Raw genomic sequence first — 25,434 nt, 5'->3', positions numbered from 1 at the left:
CAATATGACTTTTGCATCAGAACCTCCAGCGTGCCTGATCCGTAAGGAGCAAGCCTAGTCCCGCGCCTCGAGCAGGCGCAAGCCACCATAGACCGCGGGCCGCGACCGAACTGTGTCCGAGGTCACATATTGCGCCGCTACGGTGGCGCCATGCTGCGACGGATCGACCGCGTTGCGGCCCGCCGGCACCAGGCGGAGGCCGATACGTCCGCCGCCTCACGGGAACACCGGGGCCGGACGGACATTGCAGCTTCAACCGTCTTCAAGAGGAGATCGACATGCGCAAGACCATCCCGCTTCTGGCTTCTCTCGCCACCCTCGCCGCCGTGACGTTCCCGGCGCAGGCCCAGGCCGCCGACCGATATTGCCTGCAAGGCCGCATCTGGGGCTATCCCGGCAATTGCCAGTTCGCCACCTACCAGCAATGCGCCGCCAGCGCCTCCGGCACCGACGCCTATTGCGGCCTCAATCCGCGCTATTCGTTCCCGCAGCGGCGGCGGCCTTACTAAAGCGCGATGAGATTGGGATGAATCGTCATCGCGCTTTAGCTTATTGTTTGAGCATGATCTTTTCGGAAAACCGCTACACACTTTTCCGGATCATGCTCTAACTAACCGCCGAGGCCGGCGTCCCTCAGCCGTTCGGCGAACCACGCGCTCAGCGGCCGGTCGAGCGCGCCGCCGACATAGACCTCGGAGGTCGCCACGTTCCTGCTGGCGAGAACGAGCAGCACGCCGATCCAGTACGCAAACCACACGTGCGGATCGGTGAGCGCCCTGAGCTTCTGCTGCTCGTGCGCGATCGGGGTGTGATTGGTCGCCTTGCGGATCTCGACGGAGAGCAGATTGTCCGGGATCTCGCGCCGGTGCACGACGACGTCGGGATAGATCGACTTGCCCAGATGATCGTCGGTCGAGACGATGGTGCCGTGCGGCAGGCGCAGCGTGCGCTCGCCGAGCCGGTCGTAGTCGCAGTCCACCGTCCAGCCGGGGAACCGCCGTTCCAGATGCACGGCGAAGCGATGCGTGATCGCGCGCTCGCCGAGGTCCTCGTCGAACAGGAAGGCTTCCTGCGCGTAGAAATCACGGAGCGCCGCCACCACCCTGTCCAGCTCGGTCTGCATCCCGCCTCCCGGCCCCGGCGCGCCTGTTGGGCCTCGTCCTACATCTGGACTTCGATCAGCCGCGGCCCCGGCTCGGCGACCGCTTCGGCGAGCGCCGCGTTGAACTCGTCGGCCGTCGTCACCGCGCGGCCCGGCACGCCCATGCCGCGCGCCAGCGCCACGAAATCGATGGTCGGGCGGTCGATCTTGAGCATGTCGAGGGCGCGCTGGCCCGGCTCGCCGGCGCCGACGCCGTCGAACTCGCCGCGCAGGATCTGGTAGATGCGGTTGGCGAACACGATGGTGACGACGTCGAGGTTCTCGCGCGCCTGCGTCCACAGCGACTGGATCGTGTACATCGCGCTGCCGTCGCCGACCATGCAGAACACCTTGCGGTCCGGACAGGCGACCGCGGCCCCTGTTGCGACCGGCGTCGAGAAGCCGATCGAGCCGCCCATGTTCTGCAGCCAGTCGTGGGGCTTCGCCGCCGCCGTCGGCGGGAAGAAGCCGCGCCCGGTGGTGATGGATTCGTCGACCACGATCGCATTCTCGGGGATCGCGCACGCGATCGCCTGCGCGATGCTCGCGTGGTTGAGCGCGCCGGTCGGTTTGTTCAATTCCTGCAGCTTCTGCGGCTTGACGTCGTGGACGGTCGCATGCAGCGCGCCGGACAGCGCCTCCAGCGCCGCGACCGAGTTCTCGCCCCAGGCGGTCATGCGATGGACCTCGCAGCCCTCGGGCTTCAACAGGCTCGGCTTGTTCGGATAGGCGAAGAAGGCCACGGGATCGTTGGCCTCGACCAGCACGATGTGACGAAAATCCTTCAGGATCGGCAGCGCCTGCTCGATCACGTAGGGGATGCGGTCGATCGAGTAGCGCCCCGCCCCGCGCGCCATGCGCGGATGATAGGTCTGGCCCATCACCCTGCAGCCGGTCTTGCCGGCAACGCGCTGCGCCAGCGCGAGGCCCTCGGCCGTCAGCGCGGCGCCGGTGATCAGGAGCAGCGTGTGCTCGCCATCGGCGCGCAGGATCCTGGCCGCGGTCTCGACCGCCTGCGGCGAATAGCTCGGACGCTGCCGTTCGAGCTGCACCTCGGCGACGCCGTCGGCCTCGTTCCAGGCGGTGTCGGCCGGCAGGATCAAGGTCGCGATCTGCGGCGGCGAGCTCTTCGCGGCGGCGATCGCCGCGGCGCCGTCGGCGGCGACCGACCTGGCGTCCGGCGAGGTGCGCACCCAGGCCGACATCGGCCGCGCTAGGCCTTCGATGTCGGAGGTGAGCGGCGCATTGTAGCCGATGTGGTAGCCCGCATGCTGGCCGACGATGTTGACGATGCCCGAATGCGCCTTCTTGGCGTTGTGCAGGTTGGCAAGGCCGTTGGCGAGGCCGGGACCGAGATGCAAGAGCGTCGAGGCCGGCGTGCCCTTCATGCGGAAATAGCCGTCGGCCGCCCCCGTCACCACGCCCTCGAACAGGCCGAGCACGCAGCGCATGCCCGGAACGCGGTCGAGCGCCGCGACGAAATGCATCTCGGAGGTGCCGGGATTGGTGAAACAGACGTCGACCCCGCCTGCGACAAGCGTCCGCACCAGACTTTCCGCTCCATTCATCGTTTGCGCTCCCGTGGCCTTTGCGTTCCCTGACGATCCGCTTCCGATCAATCATTGTTCGCCGCTTTCGTCAAAGGAATACCGGGCATTGCAGCCCTGCCCGGCGGCGCGATCGGGCGTCCTGGCTGACACGGCTTTGACGATGGACGCGGTTGCGCGTTGCCGGGGAATGGCGCGCTCACGGCCCCGTGGGTTGCGAAAGGCGGGCGAATATGGCCTGTGGTTTCCGTTCACACGATTCTCTGCTGGGGGGAAAGCATGATCCGGTCCTTTGCCGCGCCGATTGCCGCCATCGCACTCCTGGTGGCCGGCGCCGGCGGCGCATCCGCGGAATTCTTCGACTCGCGCGAGGTCATGGGCGGCGGGCCGAACTTCTACCGCGGCGGTGCGAGCCCGATCCCGCGCACCACCGTCATGTACCCGACCACCTACACGCCGGGCACGATCGTCATCAACACCGGCGAGCGGCGGCTCTATCTCGTGCTGCAAAACGGCCAGGCGCTGCGCTACGGCATCGGGGTGGGGCGCGACGGCTTCCGCTGGGGCGGCGTGCACCGCATCTCCGCCAAGAAGGAGTGGCCCGACTGGACGCCGCCCTCGCAGATGTTGGCGCGGCGGCCGGACCTGCCGCGCCACATGCGTGGCGGCATCGAAAATCCGCTCGGGGCGCGCGCGATGTATCTGGGATCGACGCTCTACCGCATCCACGGCTCCAACGAGCCCGAAACGATCGGCCAGGCGGTGTCGTCCGGCTGCTTCCGCATGACCAATGACGACGTCACCGATCTCTACAACCGCGTGTCGGTCGGAACCACGGTGGTGGTGCTGAACAACAAATAGGAGCCGGGTCGGCGGGAACCCGGCGGGGCTTGTGTCAGCTTACGGTTTGCGGCAGCGTTCGATGGCAATGGACGCATCTCGTCGGTTTCCGCCCCCCACGCGCCTCGCGCTGCTGGCGCTGGCGGTGCTCGGCTTGGCCGGCGAGGTCTGTGCCAATGCCGCAGCCGGCGAGCTGCCGGCGATCGCCTCGCGCCAGCGCACCGAGCGGAAGACTTTTTCCGACGGCGAGATCGTCGAAGGCTTCTTCAAGACGGCGTTCGGCGCCGAATACCACCTCGCCGGCCGCGTCGACCGCATCCGCAAGTTCGACGCCCCGGTGCGCGTGTTTACCGAGAGCGACGGCCGCGCCGACCGCAAGGCGCAACTCGCCAAGGTGGTGGCCGACATCGCCGCCCGCGTCCGGCATCTCGACATCGCCATGACCGAGAATGCCGAGGGAGCCAACGTCCGCGTCAAGCTGGTGCGCGACCGCGATCTCTACCGCACCATCGCGGCGTTCTACGGCCGCGACAAGGCCCGCGAGATCCGCACCTCGCTCGATCCGCAATGCCTGTCCGGCTTCCGCAAGAACGAGAAGTTCGAGATCGAGCATTCCGACGTCATCCTCACCATCGACAACGGCGACTTCACCTTCCTCGACTGCGCCTATGAGGAGCTGCTGCAGTCGCTCGGGCCGATCAACGACACCGCGAGCGTGCCCTGGACCATGTTCAACGACAACGTGTCGATGGGCTATTTCGACGTCTACGACCAGTACATCCTCAACGTGCTCTACGATCCCCGCATCCGGCCGGGCATGACGGTGCAGGAGGTCAAGGCCGTGCTGCCCGAGGTGCTCGCCGACGTGCGGGCGTGGGTGAAGCAGGTGAACAGGCTGGGGGAGTAGGCACCCTTCTCAGTCATTGCGAGGAGCGAAGCGACGAAGCAATCCAGACTGCTTCCGCGGAGGGATTCTGGATTGCTTCGCTTCGCTCGCAATGACGGGCGCGGAGGCATTTCGACTCGCGCTTCGACAACGGACTCGCGTCCACCGCCGCCTCACACCGTAAATATCCGTCCAGGATTGAGGATGCCGTGCGGGTCCAGCGCGCGCTTCAGCGTGCGCATGGTCTCGATCTCCTCCGCGGTGCGGCTGAGCTCCAGGTACGGCCGCTTGAGCAGGCCGATGCCGTGCTCGGCCGAGATGGAGCCCGAGAAATCGCCGGTGATGCCGTAGACGAGCTTCGAGACCTCCTCGGTACGGTCCACCGTCGGCGGATATTTGGCGTTGACGTGCAGATTGCCGTCGCCGGCGTGGCCGAACACGATCGCGTAGGCGTCCTTGTCGAGCTTCTTCAGGCCGTCGTTGACGGCCTTCGCGAACGCCTCCATCCGGTCGATGGCGAGGCTGACGTCGAAGCCGACGCCGGCCGGCCCGAGCGCACGGCCGAGTTCGACGGAGGAATCGCGGATCTTCCAGATCGCAGCTGCGGCCGCACCCGAGCTCGCGATCGTCGCGTCGAGGATGATGCCGTCCTCCAGCGCGCCCGCCAGCATCTTCTCCATGTCGTCCCGGATCCGTCCGGCGTCGCTGCCGGAGGATTCGATGAGGACATAGAACGGATGATTCGCCGGCAGCGGCGCGGCCACGCCCTTCACGAGCTCGGTGGTGAGGCGGTAATATTCGTTCCACATCACCTCGAACGCGGTGAGGTCGCCGCCGAGCCGCGTCCGCGCGAGGTCGAGCAGCGCGCGAACCTCGTCGAAGCTCGCCAGCGCGCACAGCGCCACCTGCTGCTCGGCCGGCGCCGGAAAAATCCGCAGCGCCGCGCGCGTGATCACGCCGAGCGTGCCCTCGGTGCCGACGAAGAGCTGCTTGAGGTCGATGCCGGTGTTGTTCTTGATGTATTTGCGCACGCCCCTCAGGACGGTGCCGTCGGCGAGCACGGCCTCGAGCCCGAGCACGAGATCGCGCGTCATGCCGTAGCGGATCACGCGGTTGCCGCCGGCATTGGTCGAGATGTTGCCGCCGATCGTGCAGCTTCCCCGGGCGCCGAGATCGAGCGGGAACATGAAGCCGTCCTGCCCGACGCGCTCCTGCAGGCGCTGCAGGGGAACGCCGGTCTGCGCGATGACGACGCCGCCGCCGGTGTCGACCTCCTCGATCGCGTTCATCCGTTCCGTCGATAGCACGATCTCGCCGGCTTGCGGCAAGGTGGCGCGCACCAGCCCGGTCATGCCGCCCTGCGTCGTCACGGGCACGCGCGCGGCGTGGCACAGCTTCAGGAGCTTCGACACATCCTCGGTGGCACGCGGCCGTACCACCGCCAGCGGCGGGGCGACCGGCACGCCCGCCATGTCGGTATGATAGCGCGGCTCGATGCCGGCGCCGGTCAAGACCGTCGTCGCATCGAACGCCGCACTGAGATCGTCGAGGAAGGAAGGCACGAAAATGGACTCCGTTGGCTGGACGGCGCCCATCGAAATCATCGGACGCCCCGAGTCAAGGCGTCGTCCCGCCGCCATGCCATGCGGGATCGCCGACGGGTCGCCACCCGGGCGACCCGTCGGCGCGCGACCGGTTCAGTTGGTCGTGAATTCGTCGGTCAGGATCGGCCCGAACAGCACCCAGCGCTGGCCGTCGAACTTCATCATCTGGAACTGCTTGTTGATGCGCCAGTCGTCCGGCGTGGTCGAGGTCGACATGCCCGGCAGCGCGAGATCGGCAACGTAGCCCTTGATGTTGGTCGCCTGCTTCATGATGTTGGCGCGCGTGAGATCGTCGCCGCATTGCTTGAGGATCTGCACGAGCAGCGCCGCGGTCGAGTAGCCGTAGGTCGCAATGCCGCTGTTGGCGTCCTCGGCCGGGGCATACTTCGCCATGAAGGCCTTGTAGCGCTTCATGCCCTCGTCCTGGGCCCATTGCGGATCCAGCGGGTCCTTGCCGTAATTGACCGAGATGATGCCCTTGGCGTTCTCGAGCCCGGCCGGGACCAGCGTCTGGCTGACCGGCGTCGCGTTGATGTCGAGAATGTGCACCGGCTTCCAGCCGAGCTCGGCGGCCTTCTTGATCGCCTGCGCGCCGAATTTCGGCGTGGTGATGTCGTAGAAGAGGTCGGCGCCGGACGATTTCAGCGTCACCATCTGCGAATCCACCGTCGGGTCGGACAATTCGTAGGAGGCCTCCTTGACGATCATGTTGGCCTTGGCCCCGAGCGCGTCCTTCAGGCCCTTGACGTAATCCTTTCCGAGATCGTCGTTCTGGTAGAGGATGGCGATCTTCGCGTTCGGATGGTTGGCGAGAATGTATTTTGCGTAGATGTGCGCTTCCGACTGGTAGTTGGGGTTGAAGGCGATCGTCCAGGGGAAATTCTTCGGATCGGTGAAGCGCGTCGCGCCGGTCGAGGCCAGGAGCTGCGGTACTTTCTTGTCGTTCAGATATTTCTGCACCGCCGCATTCGGCGGCGTGCCGATGATCTGGAAGGTGGTCAGCACCTCGTCGCCCTCGACGAGCTTGCGCACCTGCTCGACCGTCTTCGGCGGGCTGTAGGCGTCGTCGTACTGGATCAGGTTGATCTTGCGTCCGTTGACGCCGCCCTGCTCGTTGATCATGCGGATATAGGCCGCCTGCACCTTGCCGATGCCACCATAGGCCGACGCCGGCCCGCTCAGCGGAATGGTCTGACCGACCTTGATCTCGGTATCGCTCGCCCCGGTGTCGTATTTCTTCTGTGCGAACGAAGGCGTTGCGAACGTCGCACCCAGCACCACGACGGCAGCAGCCGTCAACCTGAACAGGCTCATGCATCTCTCCCTAAGCGGTCGTTATCTGTCGCCGCACTGTTGTTGGTGCGCCGATACTAGGAACTGCGCGCCGAAACGTACAGAGGAAGATTCCCCCGCGACCAACCATCGGGCCGGGACTGACGGCCCGGCCGACTTCCGCAGCCGATCTCGCTTCAAGTGACAAAACTCGCCCTTGCCCCCGCGCCCACAACCGGGTGTAATCCGCCCCAAATACCGCAGCGCAGAATTCAACAACAACGCGCGCGACGAGAGGGAGAGCCGGCCATGCATGGGACCATCGACAGTCCGGGCAATCTCGACGCGCTGCGCGAGCGCGCCGCATCGCTGCCGCTGGAGCAGTTCGATCCCGGCGACCCCGAATTGTTCAGGACCGACACGTTCTGGCCCTATTTCGACCGGCTGCGCCGCGAAGACCCCGTGCACTACTGCAAGGACAGCATGTTCGGGCCGTACTGGTCGGTGACCCGGTACGACGACATCATGGACATCGAGACCAATCACGCGGTGTTCTCCTCGGCCTCGGCGCTCGGCGGCATCACCATCCGCGATATCGATCCGGACCTGCGCCGCGAAAGCTTCATCTCCATGGACCCGCCGCGCCACAGCGCGCAGCGCAAGACCGTGGCGCCGATGTTCACGCCGACGCATCTGGACGAGCTCGCGATCAACATCCGCAAGCGCTCGGCCGAGTGCCTGGACGATCTGCCGCGCGGCGAGACGTTCGACTGGGTCGACCGCGTCTCGATCGAATTGACCACGCAGATGCTGGCCGTGCTGTTCGATTTCCCCTGGGAGGACCGCCGCAAGCTGACGCGCTGGTCGGACGTCGCCACCACGATCCCCGGCCCCGACGGCCTCGTCGCCACCGAGGACGAGCGGATGGCGGAGCTGGCGGAATGCGCAGAGTATTTCTCGAGGCTGTGGCAGGAGCGCATCAACCAGCCGCCGAAGAGCGACCTCCTGTCGATGATGGCGCACAGCGAGGCGACGCGCGACATGGACGCCAGGAATTTCCTCGGCAACCTCATCCTGCTGATCGTCGGCGGCAACGACACCACCCGCAACACCATGTCGGGCTCGATCTATGCGCTGAGCCAAAACCCCGACCAGTACAGGAAGCTGCGCGAGAACCCCGCGCTGATCGACAGCTTCGTGCCGGAGGTGATCCGCTGGCAGACCCCGCTCGCCCACATGCGTCGCACCGCGCTGTCCGATTTCGAGTTCCGTGGGCGTCGGATCCGGAAGGGCGACAAGGTCGTGATGTGGTACGTCTCGGGCAACCGCGACGAGGCGGCGATCGAGAGGCCCTACGACTTCATCATCGATCGCGCCCGTCCCCGCACGCATTTGTCCTTCGGCTTCGGCATCCACCGCTGCGTCGGCCTGCGCCTCGCCGAGCTGCAGCTGAAGATCATCTGGGAAGAGATCCTGAAGAGGTTCGACCGGATCGACGTGGTCGGCGAGCCGAAACGGGTCTATTCGAGCTTCGTGAAGGGCTACGAGACGCTGCCGGTCAGGATTGCGGCTTAGTGCGTGATGGACGCCAACGGACTCGCGGAGAGTCCCCCTCACCCGGCGCTTCGCGCCGACCTCTCCCCGCAAGCGGGGCGAGGTGAACAGAAACACTGGAGCAATCACCCATGAACATCCAGACTCCGGTCGAGACGGACAAGGCCGAACGGCTGCAGCGGGCGCGCGAGGAGGCGTACTCCACCCCGTTGAAGGAGTTTCATCCCGGCGCGCCGCGGCTGTTCCAGGACGACACGCTGTGGCCGTGGTTCGAGCGGCTGCGCAAGGAAGAGCCGGTGCATTACTGCACCAGCGCGCCGATCGAGCCCTACTGGTCGGTAGTGAAATACAACGACATCATGCATGTCGACACCAATCACGGCATCTTCTCCTCCGATGCCAGGCTCGGCGGCATCAACATCCGCGACGCGCCCGAAGGCTACGACTGGCCGAGCTTCATCGCCATGGACCAGCCCAGGCATTCGGCGCAGCGCAAGACGGTGTCGCCGATGTTCACGCCGACGCATCTGGACGAACTCGCCAAGCTGATCCGCCAGCGCTCGGCCAAGGTGCTGGACAATCTGCCGCGCAACGAGACCTTCAATTTCGTCGAGCGCGTCTCGATCGAGCTGACGACGCAGATGCTGGCGACCCTGTTCGACTTCCCCTGGGAAGAGCGGCGCAAGCTGACGCGCTGGTCGGACGTCTCGACCGCGCTGCCCAAGAGCGGCATCGTCGAATCCGCCGCGCAGCGGCGTAACGAGATGGACGAGTGCTACGCCTACATGTCGAGGCTCTGGAACGAGCGCGTCAACGCCGAGCCGCGCGCCGACCTGTTGTCGCTGATGGCCCACAACGATGCCACCCGCGACATGGATGCCGACAATCTGATGGGCAACATCATCCTGCTGATCGTCGGCGGCAACGACACCACCCGCAACACCATGACCGGTTCGGTGCTGGCGCTGAACGAGAACCCCGAGCAATACGCCAAGCTGCGGGCCAATCCGGCGCTGATCGATTCCATGGTGCCGGAGGTGATCCGCTGGCAGACCCCGCTCGCCCACATGCGGCGCACCGCGCTCGTCGACACCGAGATCGGCGGCAAGGAAATCAGGAAGGGCGACCGCGTGGTGATGTGGTACGTCTCGGGCAACCGCGACGAGGACGCGATCGAGCGCCCCGACGAGTTCATCATCGACCGGCCGCGGCCGCGCACGCACCTGTCCTTCGGCTTCGGCATCCACCGCTGCGTCGGCATGCGGCTCGCCGAGCTGCAGCTCAGGATCGTCTGGGAGGAGATGCTCAGGCGCTTCGACCGCATCGAGGTGGTCGGCGAGCCGAAACGAATCTATTCGAGCTTCATCAAGGGCTACGAATCGCTGCCGGTGCGCATTCCGAGCTGAGGGCCGGCGAGTTCAGGTCTATCCCCTCACCCTGAGGAGCCTGCGGAGCAGGCGTCTCGAAGGGCGAGGCCGAGAGCCGGGCCTGCATCCTTCGAGACGCGCGAAGACGCGCTCCTCAGGAGATGGATTCGTTTCCGCTGCCCCCGCTCGCAATGACGGAACTCGCTATACAATTCCGGCATGGCTGGTCGAACCAGATGCGAAGGGAAGCCGGCCCGCGCTTGCCTTAGGACTGGCCTGTCGGCCGGCACGGCATTGCACGGCGACGTCTCAGGCCAGCTTGATGTCCCAGATGCCTTCCTTGCGCAGGGTGGCGATGTCTTCGCGCAGCAGCGCCGTGATGGCGGTCGTCGCCATCGACACCGGGCGGTCGATCGGAGAAGCCACGATGAGCTCGCGCGACATCGGCTTGGAGACCGCGGCAATCTCGAGCCGTCCGTCGGCGACCTCGGCATGGACGGAGGACGGCGGCAACAGCGCGAAGCCGAGCCCCTCCTCGACGAGGCTCGTCAACACCCGGAACGAATCCGCCTCGAGCTGGACGTCGAGCTTGATCTTGCGCTGCGCGGCCGCATGCTCGATCAGCGCCCGGAGCCCGTGCGAATGACTGGGCAGCACCAGCCGCTGCCTGAGCAGCCAGCCGATGTCGACGCTCTTCTTGCGCGACAAGCCGCAGCCGCGCGGGCCGACCGCCACGATCTGGTCGCGGCCGAGGCTTTGCACGGTGAGGTGCAGATCCGCCGAGCGGCCATAGAGGATCGCGAGATCCATCTCGCCGCGGTGCAGCCACTCGACGAGATGGCCGCTGTAGCTCTCGACGATGCGAAGCCGGATGCCCGGAAAGCTCTCGACGCAGCGCCGCGCGAAGCGCGCCGACAGCACGCAGCTCACCGTCGGCACCAGCCCGAGCACCACCTGGCCGGACGGCGGTCCCTGCGCCGACTGGAGGTCGTCGCGGATCTGGTCGATCTGGCGGACGATGCCCGAGGTGCGCGCCAGCAGCAGCCGACCGGCTTCGGTCAGGACCATGCCGCGGCCGTTGCGGGTGAACAGTTCCGCGCGCAGCTCGTGTTCCAGGAGCTTGATCTGCCGGCTCAGCGCCGGCTGCGCCACGCGCAGGGTGTCGGACGCCTTGCTCAGGCTGCCGAGCTCCGCCACGCAACTGAAGGTCCTGAGCTGCCGGAAATCCATGCTTGCCAATCTTGGAACGCTACTCCATACGCTATAGCAAAACAGCATAGGGGGTTGGCGTTGTCTGCACAACGCCGCAAGAGCGGCAGGCGGTATCTTCACCCACTCCACCGACGAGACACGCGATGAGCCAAGAGCAACACCACGAAGACCACGCCGAGATCCGCGACGCCGTCGCAAAGCTCTGCGCGCAGTTTCCCGGCGAATACTGGCGCAAGCTCGACCGCGAGATGGCCTATCCGAAGGCCTTCGTCGACGCGCTGACCCAGGCCGGCTACCTCTCGGTGCTGATCCCCGAGGAATTCGGCGGCGCGGGGCTGAAACTTTCGGCGGCGGCCGCGATCCTGGAGGAGATCCAGCGCGCCGGCTGCAACGGCGGCGGCTGCCATGCGCAGATGTACACCATGGGCACGGTGCTGCGGCACGGCAGCCAGGAGCAGAAGGCGAAATGGCTGCCGAAGGTCGCGAGCGGCGAACTTCGCCTGCAGGCCTTCGGCGTCACCGAGCCGACCAGCGGCACCGACACCTCCTCGCTCAAGACCTTCGCCAGGCGCGACGGCAATGACGGCTACATCGTCAACGGCCAGAAGATCTGGACCAGCCGTGCCGAGCATTCCGACCTGATGATCCTCCTGGCGCGCACCACGCCGAAGGAGCAGGCGAAGAAGCGCACCGACGGGCTGTCGGTGTTCATCGTCGACATGCGCGAAGTCAAGGGCAAGGGGCTGGAGATCCGCCCGATCCGCACCATGATGAACCACGCCACGACGGAAGTGTTCTTCACCGACATGCGCGTACCGGCGGAGAACCTGATCGGCGAGGAGGGCAAGGGGTTTCGCTACATCCTCTCCGGCATGAACGCCGAACGCATCCTGATCGCGGCCGAATGCATCGGCGACGCCAAATGGTTCATCGCGAAAGCAACCAGCTACGCCAAGGAGCGCAGCGTGTTCGGCCGGCCGATCGGCCAGAACCAGGGAATCCAGTTCCCGATCGCCAAAGCCTATGCGTCGATGCGCGCGGCCGAGCTGATGGTGAAGGAGGCGACGCGCAAATACGAGGCCGGCCTCGACTGCGGCGCCGAGGCCAACATGGCCAAGATGCTGGCGGCGGACGCGTCCTGGGAGGCAGCCAACGCCTGCATCCAGACCCATGGCGGCTTCGGCTTCGCCGAGGAATACGACGTCGAGCGCAAGTTCCGCGAGACGCGGCTCTACCAGGTGGCGCCGATCTCGACCAACCTGGTGTTGTCCTATGTCGCCGAGCACGTGCTCGGCATGCCCCGCTCCTATTGAGGCCCAACATGCCGGCACTCGACGGAATCAAGGTCATCGCGGTCGAGCAGGCCGTCGCGGCGCCGTTCTGCTCGTCGCGCCTGGCGGACGCCGGCGCGGAGGTGGTCAAGATCGAGCGGCCCGAGGGCGATTTCGCCCGCGGCTACGATGCGGCGGCCAAGGGCCAGAGCAGCTATTTCGTCTGGCTCAACCGCGGCAAGCAGTCGGCCATCGTCGACCTCGCGACCAAGGAAGGTTGCGCCGAACTCGAGAGGCTGATCGCGAGCGCCGACGTGCTGCTGCAAAACCTCAAGCCCGGCTCGATGGACAAGCTCGGCTTCTCGCGCGAGCGGCTGTTGAAGGACTATCCCAGGCTGATCTGTTGCACCATCACCGGCTATGGCGACGAAGGACCTTACGCACATCGCAAGGCCTACGATCTGCTGATCCAGGCCGAGAGCGGGCTTGCCTCCATCACCGGCAATCCCGACGGCGCCTCGCGCGTCGGCATGTCGATCGTCGACGTCGCGACCGGGGCCACCGCGCATGCCGCGATCCTGGAGGCGCTGATCGCGCGCGGACGCACCGGCAAGGGCGCCGACATCCGCATCTCCATGTTCGACGTGATGGCGGACTGGCTCACCGTGCCGCTGCTCAACGCCGAAGCCGGCAATCCGCCGAAGCGGATGGGGCTTCGCCATCCCTCGATCGCACCGTACGGCGTGTTCACCTCCAGGGACGGCAAGGACATCTTGATCTCGATCCAGAGCGAGCGGGAGTGGAAGACACTGTGCGCGGAGGTTCTCGGCCAGCCGAACCTGCCGAGCGATCCGCGCGTCGCCAACATGGTCGAGCGCGTGCGCAACCGCGACTTCACCGACAAGACGGTTGCCGACAGCTTTGGCAGCATGACGCGCGACGAGCTCCTGAAGCGGCTGTCGGACGCCGACATCGCCTTCGCCGAGGTCAACAGCATGGACGATCTCGCAAGACATCCGCATTTGCGTCGTATCGAGGTCGACACCCCGAAAGGCCGCGTCAGCTACCCGGCGCCGGCCGCGATCGTCGTCGGCGAAAGGCGCCATTACGGCGCCGTGCCCGGCATCGGCGAACGTCCCGGCCCGTCGAAGACATAGAAGCGAGGCACCATGACCGAGAAGCTCGACATCGATCATTTGCGGCAGTGGATCGGCCGCAGCCAGGAGGCGACCGACATCGTCACCGCGCAGCTCGTCATGGGCCTGCGCGCGACGCTATTCCAGGAGATCGGCGAACCCGTCAAGGGAGACATCGCGCCCTTCACCGTGCATTGGTGCCTGGCGCAGCCGGTGTTTCCGATGTCGATGCTCGGTCCTGACGGACACCCGACCCGCGGCGGTTTCCTGCCGCCGGTGCCGCTGCCGCGCCGGATGTGGGCCGGCGGCGAGATCGAGTTCCTCCAACCCTTGCGCGTCGGCGACGAATCGACCCGGACCTCGCGCATTTCCGACGTCACCGTGAAGACCGGCTCGACCGGCGCGCTGTGCTTCGTCTCGGTCGAGCACACAATCAGTTCGCCGCGGGGCACGGCGATCCGCGAGCGGCAGGACATCGTCTATCGCGAGATGACGAGCGCGCAAGCCGCCGCACCCAAAGCCCCGCCTCCGCCGCCGAAGGCGCTGCACCGCGAGACCCACGTGTCCGATCCGGTGCTGCTGTTCCGCTATTCGGCGCTGACCTTCAACGGCCACCGCATCCACTACGACCGCGACTACGTCACCAAGGTCGAGGGCTATCCGGGCCTGATCTTCCACGGGCCCCTGCAGGCGGCCTTCATCATCGAGCTGGCGGCAAAACTGCGCGGCGGCAAGCCGCCGAAGAAATTCACCTATCGCGGCCTGCAGCCCTTGTTCGAGGGAACCGAGTTCTCCGTCAACGCCAACGAGGCCGCCGAAGGCATGGAGCTGTGGACGGCGAACGCCGAGGGGCAGCCGACCATGAAGGGCACGGCGGTCTGGTAGTTTCCTGCCTGTCGTTCCGGGGCGGTCCACAGGACTGAACCATGGTGCGCAATTCCGCACCTGAAAATCCCCAGATTCCGGCTTCGCAGCACCCCGGAATGATAATAAGAAGCATTAGGGGTCAGGAATCATTGTCTCGCAAGCCAGCCAACAGCCAATCCGTCACCGTCAGGCAGGCGACGCTCGACCTGTTGCGCGCGTTCGGCATCCGAAAAGTGTTCGGCAATCCCGGCTCGACCGAGCTGCCGTTCCTGACCGACTGGCCCGATGACATCGACTATGTGCTGGCACTGCAGGAGGCGTCCGCCGTCGGCATGGCCGACGGCTATGCGCAGGCGACCCGCAATGCCGGCTTCGTCAACCTGCATTCGGCGGCCGGGCTCGGCAACGCGCTCGGCAACATCTTTACCGCGCACCGCAACCGGACGCCGCTCGTGATCACCGCGGGCCAGCAGGCGCGCTCGATTTTACCGCTGCAGGCCTTCCTCTACGCCGACCGGGCCTCCGAGTTTCCGCGGCCTTACGTGAAATACAGCGTCGAGCCCGCGCGGCCCGAGGACGTGCCGGCGGCGATCGCGCGCGCCTACTACACCGCGATGCAGCCGCCCTGCGGTCCAACCTTCGTCTCGATCCCGATCGACGACTGGAGCTATGCGGCCGCGCCGGTGGCGGCACGCAAGGTCAGCCGCGAGATCGGACCAGAGCCCGACGCGATGCGGGCGCTGGCGAAAGCGCTCGCCGCCGCAAGGCACCCTGCGCTCGTGGTCGGCCCCGGCGTCGACCGCGCCGGCGCGGTCGAGCTGATGGTGCGCGTCGCCGAGAAGGCGAAGGCGGCCGTCTGGGTCAGCCCGTTCTCGTCGCGCTGCTCGTTCCCGGAGCGACATCCACAATTGGCCGGCTTCCTGCACGCCTCGCCATCGCAGCTCTCGGACGCGCTGAGCGGCTATGACCTCGTGGTCGTGATCGGCGCGCCCGTGTTCACCTTCCATGTCGAGGGCCATGCATCGATCTTCGACGGCGGAACGAGCATCTTCCAGATCACCGACGATCCCGATGCCGCGGCCGTGACGCCGGTCGGCACCAGCATCATCGCCACCATAACGCCAGCGCTGACCATGCTGATCGACCTGTTGCCGGAGACGAAACGCACCGCGCCGAAGGGCCGCACGCTGCCGCCCGCGCCGAAGGCTGCCGACCCGTTGCCGGTCGAATTCGCGCTGCATGCGCTGTCGCAGGCTCTGCCGGCGGATGCAGCGCTGGTCGAGGAAGCGCCATCGCATCGGCCGGCGATGCACAAGTTCCTGCCGATGCGCGGCCAGGACAGCTTCTACACCATGTCGAGCGGCGGCCTCGGCTACGGCCTGCCGGCCGCGGTCGGCATGTCGCTCGGAAGGCCGAAGGGCCGCACCGTCTGCCTGATCGGCGACGGCTCGACGATGTACTCGATCCAGGCGCTGTGGACGGCCGTCCAGCGCAAGCTGCCGCTGACCGTCGTCGTCATCAACAATTACGGCTACGGCGCGATGCGCTCCTTCAGCCGGGTGATGCAGGTGCGCAACGTGCCGGGGCTGGAGTTGCCCGGCATCGATTTCGTCAAGCTCGCGGAAAGCATGGGATGCGAGGCGCTGCGCGTGACCAAGGCGGCGGACCTGCCCGAAGCGCTGAAGCGCGCGCTGTCATCCGACGGCACGAGCCTCGTCGAGATCGTGGTGGATGCCGCAGTGCCGGTGCTCTACACGCAGAAGCATTGAGGTCGCGTAGCCTGGATGGAGCCCAAGCGAAATCCGGGAATCGCGCCTCGAGCCTGGTCTCCCCGGATTGCGCTTCGCTCCATCCGGGCTACGGTCGAATCACTTCCCGAACTCGTCCCGCATCTTGGCCTGGATCTTGGCCATGCCACCGATCCAGCGGTCGTAGTTCTCGGTCTTCTTGCGCATGTAGCCGAGCACCTGCGGGTGCGGCAGGATCAGGAAAGTTTCCTGCTCGATGCCGGCGAGCGCATCGCGCGCGACCTGCTCCGGCGCGAGATCGCCGTCGCCGGATTGCGGGCCCTTGGGGATCGAGCGCAGCATGTTGGTGTCGACGCCCTGCGGGCAGAGGATCGAGACCTTGATGTTGTCGGCCTTGTGCGAGATCGCGAGGTTCTCGGCAAAGCCGACCGCGCCGTGCTTAGTCGCCGAATAGGCGGGGCTACCGACCTGGGACAGAAGGCCCGCGGCCGAAATGGTGTTGAGGAAATAGCCGCCGCCGCGCGCCTTCATCCGCGGCACCAGGTGCCGCGCCGCGTAGACATGGGCCATCACGTGGATCGCCCAGCTCCGCTGCCACGGCTCGTCCGACGAGCCGCCGGCATTCAGCGACATGGGATCGAAGCCGCCGCCGATTCCGGCATTGGAGCAGAACAGGCCGATCGGGCCGAACTGCCGCTCGGTCTCCTCGACCACATGGGCGATGTCCTTTTCCTGCGCGACGTCGCATTTGAAGGCCGCGCCGTTGACGGACGCCGCAACCGTCCGCGCGCCTGCGGCCTCCATGTCGGCGACCACGATCTTGGCCGCGCCCGCCTTGTGAAAGATCTCGCACAGCGCCCTGCCGATGCCATTGGCGCCGCCGGTGACGACCACGACCTTGCCGGCCACCTGCATCTGACGTCTCCTCTTGCCGCTACCGCTTCTCGTTCGCGCTCGTGCCGTGATCAGGTCAGGACCAGGTCGAGCACCGCAGTATAATGGCATGCCGCGCCGGCCAAGACAAAGCCGTGCCAGATCGCGTTCTGAAAGCGCAGCCGCCGCCAGGCGTGGAAGATCACTCCGCACGTGTAGAGCGCGCCGCCCGCGACCACGAACCACAGCGCCATGCCGGGCAGCGTCGCGACCACGGCGTCATGGAGCATCATGCCGCTCCAGCCCATCGCGAGATAGATCCCGACCGCGATTCGGTCAAAGCGACCGGGATAGAGCAGCTTGAGCACGATCCCGAAGATTGCGACGCACCAGACGCCGACCAGCAGCGCGAGCGCGAACACGCTGTCCTTCAGCGCCAGAATGAAGGGCGTATAGGTCGCCGCGATCAAAAGGTAGATCGCCGAATGGTCGAACCGCCGCAGTACCCATTTGGCGCGCGACACCGGCCACAGATTATAGGTCGCCGAGAACACCAGCATCGACAGCAGGCCCGCGACGTAGATCGAGACGCCGACGATATCGAGCGCGCTGGCGTAGATCGCGGTCAGCACCACCAGGACGGTGGCGGCGATGAGGCCGGCGAGCACGCCGATGGCGTGAATCACCCCGTCGGCAACCAGCTCGGCGCGGTCGTAGTTCCAGCCGATCGCATCGGCTGCGGCGTGAACCGAGGTGGAAGCGAGCTGTTTCAGTCTGAAAACGGTCATGGCGATCCGGGAGCTGCACTCATAGATACGTCTGCCGCGGCCTGCGCGGCGTTCAACGTCTGGCTTGCAAAGTCTGGCTTGCAGAGTCTGGCTTGCAAATCTGGCTCGCCCGAAAAGGCGGTGGAAGTATGAAGCTTGATTTTCGCAGGCCAGTTGCCACTTTTGTGATCAGCCGCCCCCTGTTCCCTCGCCTGCGCCCGAGATTGCCTCCTCCCCATGGCCTTCACCTTCCAAGATATGGTCGAGGAGGCGCGCCTGTCGGCCCGGGCGCTGCTGGACTATGGCGAGCACTTTTTCAATCCGACGGTGCGGCTCGGCGTCACCGGCCTGTCGCGCGCCGGTAAGACGGTGTTCATCACGGCCCTGATCCACGGGCTCACCCGCGGCGGACGATTTCCGGTGTTCGAGGCCCTTGCCTCGGGCCGGATTGCGCGCGCGCATCTGGCGCCGCAGCCGGACGACGCCGTGCCGCGCTTCGACTACGAGAACCACCTGCACGCGCTGGTCGAGGAGCGACGCTGGCCGCACTCGACCGTCGACATCAGCGAACTGCGGCTGGTGATCGACTACCAGCGCCAGAGCGGCGCCGACCGCACGCTGACGCTCGACATCGTCGACTATCCCGGCGAATGGCTGCTCGATCTGCCGCTGCTGCAGAAGAGCTACGAGCAATGGTCGGCGGAAAGCCTCGCACTGTCCCGCGAGAGCCCGCGCGCGCATCTGGCGGCCGATTGGCATGCCCATCTCTCGACCCTCGAGCCCGAAGCGGGCGAGGACGAGCAGGCGACGTTGACCGCGGCAAAACTGTTCACCGGCTATCTGCGCGCCTGCCGCGACGAGCGCTTTGCCATGAGCCTGTTGCCGCCCGGGCGCTTCCTGATGCCCGGCAATCTCGCGGGCTCGCCGGCGCTGACCTTTGCGCCGCTCAACGTTGCCACCGAGGGACACGCGCCCGCCGGCTCGCTGTGGGCGATGATGGTGCGCCGTTTTGAAGCCTACAAGGACGTCGTGGTGCGGCCGTTCTTCCGCGATCATTTTGCGCGGCTCGATCGGCAGATCGTGCTCGCCGACGCGCTCGCCGCCTTCAACTCCGGCCCCGAGGCGCTGCATGACCTGGAAGCCGCGCTCGCCGGCATCCTCGATTGCTTCAACATCGGGCGCAGCACGTTCCTCTCCAGCCTGTTCCGGCCGCGGATCGACCGGATCCTGTTCGCCGCGACCAAGGCCGACCACCTGCATCATTCCAGCCACGACCGCCTGGAGGCCGTGCTGCGCCGCGCCGTCACGCGCGCGGTGGAGCGAGCGGAAACCACCGGCGCGGCCATCGACGTGGTCGCACTCGCCGCCGTGCGCGCCACGCGCGAGGCGCAGGTCGCACGCGGCCGCGACAGGCTGCCCTCGATCCTGGGCACGCCGGCCGCCGGCGAAAGCGCGGGCGGCGAGTTCTTTGACGGCAACACGGAGGTTGCGACGTTTCCGGGCGATCTGCCGGTCGATCCGGATGCGCTGTTCAACGGCGCCGGCACGTTTCGCGGCCTCGCCACCGGCGCGGCCGAGAAGAGCGACTTCCGCTTCCTGCGCTTCCGCCCGCCAACGCTCGAACGCGAGGGCGCGGACGAGCCGGCGCTGCCTCACATCCGCCTCGACCGTGCCTTGCAGTTCCTGATCGGAGACAGATTGCAATGAGCGATCGCTCTCATCAGCGGCGGCCGGCAACCTTCCGCCTGGACGATCCCGGCGTGGTCGTCACCGAGGCCGACGAGGCCGGCCGGCCCTTGCGCGGCACCATTCAGATCACGCCGGAACACGATCCGTCGACCCTGCCGGTGCCGGTCGCGCCGCCGGCCGTGGCGCGGCGCGGCTTCCCGTGGGGGACGCTGTTCTTCGCGGGACTGGCGGGCCTCGTGCTGCTCGGGCTCGGGCTCGGAATCGTCCGCCTGATCGAGGATCTCTTCGCGCGCAGCGAGAGCCTCGGCATCATGGGCCTCGCCTTTGCCGGTGTCACCGCGCTTGCGCTCGCGGTCGTGACCGGGCGCGAGGCCTTCGGGCTGGCGCGGCTGGCGACGATCGAGAAGCTGCACCGGCGCGCCTCACGAGTGCTCGCCAGCGACGACCGCGCCGAGAGCCGCGCCATCGTGCAGGACCTGCTGCGGATCGCGCACCAGAACCCGCAGCTCGCGCGTGCCCGCGCGGCGCTCGCCGGCCATGCAAACGAGATCATCGACGGCGCCGACATGATCCGGCTCGCCGAGCGCGAGCTGATGGCGCCGCTGGACGTCGAGGCGCGACGGCTGGTCTCGGTCGCGGCGCAGCGCGTCTCGATCGTCACCGCGGTCTCGCCGCGCGCCATGATCGACGTGCTGTTCGTGTTCGTGGCTTCGCTCAGGCTGATCCGGCAGCTCGCGCGGCTTTATGGCGGGAGGCCCGGCGCGCTCGGCATGATCCGACTGCTCCGTCACGTCATCGCGCATCTCGCAATCACCGGCGGCATGGCCGCGAGCGACAGCCTGGTGCAGCAGATGCTCGGCCACGGCATCGCGGCAAGACTGTCGCAGCGGCTCGGCGAGGGCGTGCTCAATGGCCTCCTCACCGCGCGGCTCGGCCTCGCCGCGATCGACGTCACGCGGCCGCTGCCGTTCGCCGCGCTGCCGCCGCCGAAGCTCGCGGACCTCGCCACGGATTTGCTGCGGAAGAAGGAGGATGGGGCGTAGCGGGAGAGCTCACCTCACGCCGCTTGCGGGGCGCGCGAGAAGACAGACGCCAGCACCCGCCAGGCAAACAGCGGCGAATCCTTCGGCGGCGACAGCTCGGGCGTCCAGCCGGTGAGCTTTTCCAGTGCATAGGTATCCATCACGAGGCCGCGCCAGCGCCGCTCGACGCGCGTGAGCGGCTCGCGCTTTGCCGGAATCGAGTCCCACAGCGACGACCGGTCGTCGGGCTCGCGCCCGACATAGAGACCCGCATGGCCGCGGATGCGGTCCATGCCGGGATCGCGAAAGCCCTGGAAGCGGCCGCGCTCGTTGATCTCGATGACGGGCACGCGGTCGCGGAACAGCCAGCGCAGCATGGCGTAGGTGCGGTAGTCCGTGGTCGCGATCCAGGTCGCGCCGGTCTTCTCCAGCTCGGCCTGGGCGCGCGCCATCACCTGCTCGTAGCCGGCCTCGCCGCCGATCGGATCCACCTTGCCGATGAAATTCCACGGCGCCACCGTGTAGTAGAGAAACACCGCGACGACGAAGGAAATGCCGGTGATGACGGCGGTCCTCGCCCAGAACAGCGTCGAGCCGATCATCCATTGCGGCCAGTTTTCGCGCGGCAGCATCGCGATGTTGATCGCTGCGGCGGCAAAGCCGACCGGCCACATGAACATCGGCCAGGTGTCGCCGACCCGCAGCGTCAGCGACTTCCACAGGAAATAGAGGAACGGCACCAGCACCGCCGTCGACAACAGGATCGCGACCGGCTCGCGCATGCGGTAGCCGCGCCACGCCGTCAGCGTCAGGCCGGACAGCACCACCGGCAGCAGGACGAAACCGACCAGGCCGAACTGCAGGCCGATATAGTCGCCGATGGTGCGGATCGAGATGCCGTAATTGGCGGTGGCGCGGACGAGCTGGAAGCGGAACGAGGCCCATTCGTGCTGCGCGTTCCAGATCAGCACCGGCGAAAACACGGCGATCGCGATCAGCGCGGCAAGATACGGATACGGACTGCGCAGCCAGCGCCACCGCCAGTCCGGCACCAGCGCGAAGGCGAGCACCGCGGGTGCGAACATGATCGCGGTGAACTTCGACAGCAGCGACAGCCCTGCGAAAAGCCCCGCCGCCAGCCACCAGCGGCCGTCGCCGCTCTGCGCCAACCGCACCAGCGACCACATCATCGCGACCGCGAACGGGATCATGGCGACGTCGGGCGAGACCTTCGACATCAAGAGGCCGTAGTAGAGCGCGGCCTCCGGCATCAAGACCGCGAATGCGATCGCGCGCGTGTCATGGGTGATGCGGCGGACGATGTCGGCGAGCAGCAATTGCGTGACCAGCATCGCCACAATGCCGCCGAAGCGGACGCCGAGCGCGGTGTCCCCGAACATCGCGGTGCCGAAGCGGATCAGCCATGCGATGCCGGGCGGATGATCGAGGAAGCTCAGCACGTTCTCCCTGGAGAACGTCCAGTAATAGGCTTCGTCGGTACGCAGCTCGATCGCAGAGGCGTAGACGATGCGCAGCACCGTCATCGCGGCGATCACGATCGCAGCCACGATCAGCGGCCGGCGCGCGGCACGGTCGGGCTGGGCTGCGATGTCGGGGGCGGCGATCACGGCGCGCTTTTCCCCGACTTGGGGGAATGAGTCAATGTGGGCGGGAGCTCCTCCCCGAGTCGTCCCCGCGAACGCGGGGACCCATAACCACAGGGTACAATTGTTGCACGAGTCCGTGGGTTACCTGTCTTCGTCAAACTACTCCCTGGGTTATGGGTCCCGGATCTGCGCTTCGCTTGTCCGGGACGACAGCTACAAATGCCGCCGCATGCCGCGCACGTGACCGGGGAAGCTGTTCACTGCGGGAATTAGCCTCTACGATGGCTGTTCTACTCCATATGCTCAAGCGATTGATGGCTTCCTTCCAGACGAGACTGAGAGAGCTGTTCCGTGGCACCGGACTGCGGCAGGTGCGCCTGGTCTGCGGCGTCATCCTGTTCGCCTACATCGTCAGCCACTTCCTCAACCATGCGCTCGGCAACATCTCCGTGGAGGCGATGCAGACCGGCGTCTACTATCACATGCTGCTCTGGCAGTTCCTTCCGGTCGCGATCCTGTTCTACACGGCGGCGCTGGTGCATGCCGGGCTGGGCGTGTTCGCGCTGTATCAGCGCCGGCAGTTTCGCTGGAAGACGGCCGAGCCGCTGCAGCTCGTGCTGGGTCTGAGCGTACCCATGCTGGTGATGGCGCACCTGATCGGCGTTCGGCTCGGCCAGGCGCTGTACGGACACGAGAAGCTCTATCCGCAGGAGCTCTACCTGTTCTTCGTCGTCGCCCCCAACAAGCTGTGGCAGATGCTGATCCTCCTGGTGATCGCCTGGGTTCACGGCTGCATCGGACTCTATTTCTGGCTCCGCATGAAGCCGTTCTTCAAGCGCGCGGCGCCCTGGCTCTTGGCCGCCGCCGTGCTGATCCCGACGCTGGCCGCGCTCGGCCTCTATCAGGGCGGCCGCAGCGTCGCGGGCGACAGCGACGACACGGAGTGGCGCGCGAGCAATCTCACCCAGCGCCAGGTCGGCACGGCGGCGCAAGGCAACACGCTCGAGCACATCGCCGACGGACTCATCTACGGCTATCTCGGCCTGCTCGGGATCGTCCTGGTCGGGCGCGGCGTGCGGACCTTGCGGGAGCGGCGCGGCGGGATGATCTCGCTGTCCTACGGCAACGGCAAGACCGTGCGCGTACCCAAGGGCCTGAGCGTGCTCGAAGCCAGCCTGCGCCACAACGTGCCGCATGCCAGCGTCTGCGGCGGACGCGCCCGCTGCTCGACCTGCCGCATCCGCATCATCGGCGACCATGCCGCGCTGCCGGAGCCCTCGCCGCGCGAGGCCTTCGTGCTCGCCCGCGTCGGCTCGAGCGATCCCTCGATTCGCCTCGCCTGCCAGTTGCGGCCGCCCTGCGATCTCTCCTTCTTCCAGCTCTTCATGCCCCACGCCCTGTCGGCGAACGAAGGCTCGGCCCCCGCCCGGATCGGCCAGGAGCGCTATCTCGTCAGCCTGTTCGTGGACATGCGCGGCTCGACGCAGCTCGCCGAGAAGCGGCTGCCGTTCGACACCGTCTTCATCGTCAACCGCTTTCTCGCCGCGGTGTCGCAGGCCGTGATCGAGAACGGCGGCCAGCCCAACCAGTTCGTGGGCGACGGCATGCTGGCGCTGTTCGGTCTCGCGGCGAACCCTGAGACGGCCTGCCGGCAGGCGCTGAAGGCCGCGGGCGCGATCGCCGTCCATCTCGACGAGCTCAACGAGCTCCTGAGCCACGACCTGCGGCAGCCGATCCGCTTCGGCATCGGCATTCACGGCGGCGAGGTCATCATCGGCGACATCGGCTATCGCGATCACATCGTCTTCACCGCGCTCGGCGACGCCGTCAACGTCGCGGCGCGCCTGCAGGACATGACCAAGACTCTGGCCTGCCAGGCCATCGTCTCCGACGAGGTGCGTCGCACCGCAGGCCTCGCCGAGGACGCGCTGCCGCAGCAGGAGGTGGCGATCCGCGGCCGCGACGAGCCGATGGCGGTGCGCGTCGTCGCCGACACCCGGCGGTTGTCCGGCCTGGTCGACGGCAGTGAGCGGGTCGCGGCCTGACGGCGCAACAGCCGGCAGTGCTGCAGCGCAATGTCACCGCCGGCCGCCAAAGCACGAGTTGACTTCGCGCGCGCCCATGCCACAGATGATCGCAAGGCCGTCGGTAATGATCGCGGCCAGAAGAAAAACCTCCGGGGGGAGACACATGATCGACAGACGCGACCTGCTGAGGGGCGCCGGCATGGCTGCTTTGGTCACCGGCCTCGGCTCGTCAAGAGCCATGGCGCTCGATGCGGTGACCTTGCCATTTGCGAACGGCGAACGGCCGCTGGTGAAATACCCGCAGAAGCGGCCGATGATCGGCCTCACCAGCCGGCCGCCGCAGCTCGAGACGCCGTTTGCAGTCTTCAACGACGGCCCGATCACGCCCAACAACGCGTTCTTCGTCCGCTATCACCTCTCCGCCCTTCCCTACGATCTCGATCCCGACAAGTTCACACTCGCGGTCAAGGGCAAGGTCGACAAGCCGCTCAAGCTGTCGCTCAAGGACATCCGGAAGATGAAGGCGACCGAAATCGTCGCCGTCGCCCAATGCTCCGGCAACAGCCGCGGCTTCTTCGAGCCGCGTGTGGCGGGCGGCCAGCTCGGCAACGGCGCCATGGGCAATGCGCGCTGGCGCGGCGTGCCGCTGAAGGCCGTGCTGGAGATGGCCGGCGTGCAGGCCGGCGCCAGGCAGGTCACGTTCGGCGGCATGGACGGCCCTGCCAGCGAGAGGACCCCCGACTTCGTCAAGGCCCTCGACATCGATCACGCCCGGGACGGCGAGGTGATGCTGGCCTATGGCATGAACGGGGAGGACCTGCCGTTCCTCAACGGCTTCCCGCTGCGCCTGATCGTGCCCGGCTATTACGGCACCTACTGGGTGAAGCACCTCAACGAAATCACCGTCGTCGACAGCGTCTATGACGGCTTCTGGATGAAGTCGGCCTATCGCATCCCGGATACGCCGGATAATTCGGTCGAGCCCGGCACCGCGCCGAAGGCGA

At 66.7% G+C, this 25,434-nt stretch carries 21 protein-coding genes; 13 read left to right on the top strand and 8 right to left on the bottom strand.

The window, feature by feature from the left end; all coding sequences use genetic code 11:
• The first annotated feature begins 278 nt into the window (after window positions 1-278).
• Window positions 279-509 (top strand): DUF3551 domain-containing protein, encoded by a 231-nt coding sequence (locus tag KGM94_RS08845; protein WP_300257021.1) that lies wholly within the window; start codon window positions 279-281, stop codon window positions 507-509.
• A gap of 101 nt (window positions 510-610) precedes the next feature.
• Here the strand turns inward: KGM94_RS08845 and KGM94_RS08840 are convergent, their stop codons facing one another.
• Both KGM94_RS08840 and KGM94_RS08835 read right to left on the bottom strand, forming a co-directional pair.
• Complete coding sequence (locus KGM94_RS08840; protein ID WP_300257018.1) at window positions 611-1,123, bottom strand: hypothetical protein; 513 nt, start codon at window positions 1,121-1,123, stop codon at window positions 611-613.
• A 38-nt stretch (window positions 1,124-1,161) separates the two neighbouring features.
• Window positions 1,162-2,709: an acetolactate synthase large subunit gene (locus KGM94_RS08835; protein WP_300257015.1), complete on the bottom strand. Its 1,548-nt coding sequence runs from the start codon at window positions 2,707-2,709 to the stop codon at window positions 1,162-1,164.
• A gap of 258 nt (window positions 2,710-2,967) precedes the next feature.
• Here KGM94_RS08835 and KGM94_RS08830 point away from each other — a divergent pair, with 258 nt between their 5' ends.
• Both KGM94_RS08830 and KGM94_RS08825 read left to right on the top strand, forming a co-directional pair.
• Window positions 2,968-3,549 (top strand): L,D-transpeptidase, encoded by a 582-nt coding sequence (locus KGM94_RS08830; RefSeq protein WP_300257012.1) that lies wholly within the window; start codon window positions 2,968-2,970, stop codon window positions 3,547-3,549.
• A 67-nt stretch (window positions 3,550-3,616) separates the two neighbouring features.
• Complete coding sequence (locus tag KGM94_RS08825; protein WP_300257009.1) at window positions 3,617-4,435, top strand: DUF2927 domain-containing protein; 819 nt, start codon at window positions 3,617-3,619, stop codon at window positions 4,433-4,435.
• A gap of 152 nt (window positions 4,436-4,587) precedes the next feature.
• Here KGM94_RS08825 and KGM94_RS08820 read toward each other — a convergent pair whose 3' ends face one another.
• On the bottom strand, window positions 4,588-5,976 hold the full coding sequence (locus KGM94_RS08820; protein ID WP_300257006.1) for an FAD-binding oxidoreductase: 1,389 nt from the start codon (window positions 5,974-5,976) through the stop codon (window positions 4,588-4,590).
• 135 nt (window positions 5,977-6,111) lie between these two features.
• A complete protein-coding gene (locus tag KGM94_RS08815) occupies window positions 6,112-7,332 on the bottom strand; it encodes an ABC transporter substrate-binding protein (RefSeq protein WP_300257003.1) in 1,221 nt (406 codons plus the stop codon).
• Between the two features lie 267 nt (window positions 7,333-7,599).
• Between KGM94_RS08815 and KGM94_RS08810 the strand changes: the two genes are divergently transcribed.
• Window positions 7,600-8,865, top strand: a complete 1,266-nt coding sequence (locus KGM94_RS08810; protein ID WP_300257000.1) for a cytochrome P450 — start codon at window positions 7,600-7,602, stop codon at window positions 8,863-8,865.
• Between the two features lie 110 nt (window positions 8,866-8,975).
• Window positions 8,976-10,250 carry a cytochrome P450 gene (locus KGM94_RS08805; RefSeq protein ID WP_300256996.1) on the top strand — a complete coding sequence of 425 codons (1,275 nt, stop codon included), beginning with the start codon at window positions 8,976-8,978 and terminating at the stop codon, window positions 10,248-10,250.
• Window positions 10,251-10,520: 270 nt separating this feature from the next.
• On the opposite strand, the gene KGM94_RS08800 is transcribed toward KGM94_RS08805, so the two are convergent.
• On the bottom strand, window positions 10,521-11,441 hold the full coding sequence (locus KGM94_RS08800) for a LysR substrate-binding domain-containing protein (protein WP_300256994.1): 921 nt from the start codon (window positions 11,439-11,441) through the stop codon (window positions 10,521-10,523).
• A 125-nt stretch (window positions 11,442-11,566) separates the two neighbouring features.
• Here KGM94_RS08800 and KGM94_RS08795 point away from each other — a divergent pair, with 125 nt between their 5' ends.
• The 4 genes from KGM94_RS08795 to mdlC all read left to right on the top strand — a co-directional run bounded on the left by KGM94_RS08795 (window position 11,567) and on the right by mdlC (window position 16,466).
• Entirely contained in the window at window positions 11,567-12,736 is a 1,170-nt protein-coding gene (locus tag KGM94_RS08795) for an acyl-CoA dehydrogenase family protein (protein WP_300256991.1), read from the top strand.
• 8 nt (window positions 12,737-12,744) lie between these two features.
• The gene (locus KGM94_RS08790; protein WP_300256988.1) at window positions 12,745-13,851 is read left to right on the top strand and encodes a CaiB/BaiF CoA-transferase family protein; all 1,107 of its coding nucleotides are present in this window, start codon (window positions 12,745-12,747) and stop codon (window positions 13,849-13,851) included.
• A gap of 12 nt (window positions 13,852-13,863) precedes the next feature.
• The gene (locus tag KGM94_RS08785; RefSeq protein WP_300256965.1) at window positions 13,864-14,715 is read left to right on the top strand and encodes a MaoC family dehydratase N-terminal domain-containing protein; all 852 of its coding nucleotides are present in this window, start codon (window positions 13,864-13,866) and stop codon (window positions 14,713-14,715) included.
• Window positions 14,716-14,846: 131 nt separating this feature from the next.
• A complete protein-coding gene (gene mdlC / locus KGM94_RS08780; RefSeq protein ID WP_300256963.1) occupies window positions 14,847-16,466 on the top strand; it encodes a benzoylformate decarboxylase in 1,620 nt (539 codons plus the stop codon).
• Window positions 16,467-16,565: 99 nt separating this feature from the next.
• Here the strand turns inward: mdlC and KGM94_RS08775 are convergent, their stop codons facing one another.
• Window positions 16,566-17,360 (bottom strand): SDR family oxidoreductase, encoded by a 795-nt coding sequence (locus tag KGM94_RS08775; RefSeq protein WP_300256961.1) that lies wholly within the window; start codon window positions 17,358-17,360, stop codon window positions 16,566-16,568.
• Window positions 17,361-17,410: 50 nt separating this feature from the next.
• Window positions 17,411-18,106, bottom strand: a complete 696-nt coding sequence (locus KGM94_RS08770; RefSeq protein WP_300256959.1) for a hemolysin III family protein — start codon at window positions 18,104-18,106, stop codon at window positions 17,411-17,413.
• A gap of 216 nt (window positions 18,107-18,322) precedes the next feature.
• On the opposite strand from KGM94_RS08770, the gene KGM94_RS08765 reads away from it, so the two are divergent.
• Complete coding sequence (locus KGM94_RS08765; RefSeq protein WP_300256957.1) at window positions 18,323-19,792, top strand: YcjX family protein; 1,470 nt, start codon at window positions 18,323-18,325, stop codon at window positions 19,790-19,792.
• A complete protein-coding gene (locus KGM94_RS08760; protein WP_300256956.1) occupies window positions 19,789-20,817 on the top strand; it encodes a TIGR01620 family protein in 1,029 nt (342 codons plus the stop codon). The genes KGM94_RS08765 and KGM94_RS08760 overlap by 4 nt, the downstream gene beginning before the upstream one ends.
• Before the next feature lie 14 nt (window positions 20,818-20,831).
• On the opposite strand, the gene KGM94_RS08755 is transcribed toward KGM94_RS08760, so the two are convergent.
• A complete protein-coding gene (locus tag KGM94_RS08755; protein ID WP_300257023.1) occupies window positions 20,832-22,340 on the bottom strand; it encodes a glycosyltransferase family 39 protein in 1,509 nt (502 codons plus the stop codon).
• Window positions 22,341-22,684: 344 nt separating this feature from the next.
• Between KGM94_RS08755 and KGM94_RS08750 the strand changes: the two genes are divergently transcribed.
• Together KGM94_RS08750 and KGM94_RS08745 are read left to right on the top strand one after the other, a co-directional pair.
• The gene (locus KGM94_RS08750; RefSeq protein ID WP_300256954.1) at window positions 22,685-24,448 is read left to right on the top strand and encodes an adenylate/guanylate cyclase domain-containing protein; all 1,764 of its coding nucleotides are present in this window, start codon (window positions 22,685-22,687) and stop codon (window positions 24,446-24,448) included.
• A gap of 145 nt (window positions 24,449-24,593) precedes the next feature.
• A partial coding sequence (locus KGM94_RS08745) for a molybdopterin-dependent oxidoreductase (protein ID WP_300256952.1) occupies window positions 24,594-25,434 on the top strand: 841 nt, incomplete at its 3' end.

This window comes from Bradyrhizobium sp. (assembly GCF_028868675.1).
GTDB lineage: Bacteria > Pseudomonadota > Alphaproteobacteria > Rhizobiales > Xanthobacteraceae > Bradyrhizobium.
This window is presented reverse-complemented; position numbering and strand designations above follow the sequence as displayed.

Coding starts and splice junctions, on each gene's coding strand:
- KGM94_RS08845 (WP_300257021.1), top strand. CDS start 279: ATGCGCAAGACCATCCCGCTTCTGGCTTCTCTCGCCACCCTCGCCGCC.
- KGM94_RS08840 (WP_300257018.1), bottom strand. CDS start 1,123: ATGCAGACCGAGCTGGACAGGGTGGTGGCGGCGCTCCGTGATTTCTAC.
- KGM94_RS08835 (WP_300257015.1), bottom strand. CDS start 2,709: ATGAATGGAGCGGAAAGTCTGGTGCGGACGCTTGTCGCAGGCGGGGTC.
- KGM94_RS08830 (WP_300257012.1), top strand. CDS start 2,968: ATGATCCGGTCCTTTGCCGCGCCGATTGCCGCCATCGCACTCCTGGTG.
- KGM94_RS08825 (WP_300257009.1), top strand. CDS start 3,617: ATGGACGCATCTCGTCGGTTTCCGCCCCCCACGCGCCTCGCGCTGCTG.
- KGM94_RS08815 (WP_300257003.1), bottom strand. CDS start 7,332: ATGAGCCTGTTCAGGTTGACGGCTGCTGCCGTCGTGGTGCTGGGTGCG.
- KGM94_RS08810 (WP_300257000.1), top strand. CDS start 7,600: ATGCATGGGACCATCGACAGTCCGGGCAATCTCGACGCGCTGCGCGAG.
- KGM94_RS08805 (WP_300256996.1), top strand. CDS start 8,976: ATGAACATCCAGACTCCGGTCGAGACGGACAAGGCCGAACGGCTGCAG.
- KGM94_RS08800 (WP_300256994.1), bottom strand. CDS start 11,441: ATGGATTTCCGGCAGCTCAGGACCTTCAGTTGCGTGGCGGAGCTCGGC.
- KGM94_RS08795 (WP_300256991.1), top strand. CDS start 11,567: ATGAGCCAAGAGCAACACCACGAAGACCACGCCGAGATCCGCGACGCC.
- KGM94_RS08790 (WP_300256988.1), top strand. CDS start 12,745: ATGCCGGCACTCGACGGAATCAAGGTCATCGCGGTCGAGCAGGCCGTC.
- KGM94_RS08785 (WP_300256965.1), top strand. CDS start 13,864: ATGACCGAGAAGCTCGACATCGATCATTTGCGGCAGTGGATCGGCCGC.
- KGM94_RS08775 (WP_300256961.1), bottom strand. CDS start 17,360: ATGCAGGTGGCCGGCAAGGTCGTGGTCGTCACCGGCGGCGCCAATGGC.
- KGM94_RS08770 (WP_300256959.1), bottom strand. CDS start 18,106: ATGACCGTTTTCAGACTGAAACAGCTCGCTTCCACCTCGGTTCACGCC.
- KGM94_RS08765 (WP_300256957.1), top strand. CDS start 18,323: ATGGCCTTCACCTTCCAAGATATGGTCGAGGAGGCGCGCCTGTCGGCC.
- KGM94_RS08760 (WP_300256956.1), top strand. CDS start 19,789: ATGAGCGATCGCTCTCATCAGCGGCGGCCGGCAACCTTCCGCCTGGAC.
- KGM94_RS08755 (WP_300257023.1), bottom strand. CDS start 22,340: ATGACGGTGCTGCGCATCGTCTACGCCTCTGCGATCGAGCTGCGTACC.
- KGM94_RS08750 (WP_300256954.1), top strand. CDS start 22,685: ATGGCTGTTCTACTCCATATGCTCAAGCGATTGATGGCTTCCTTCCAG.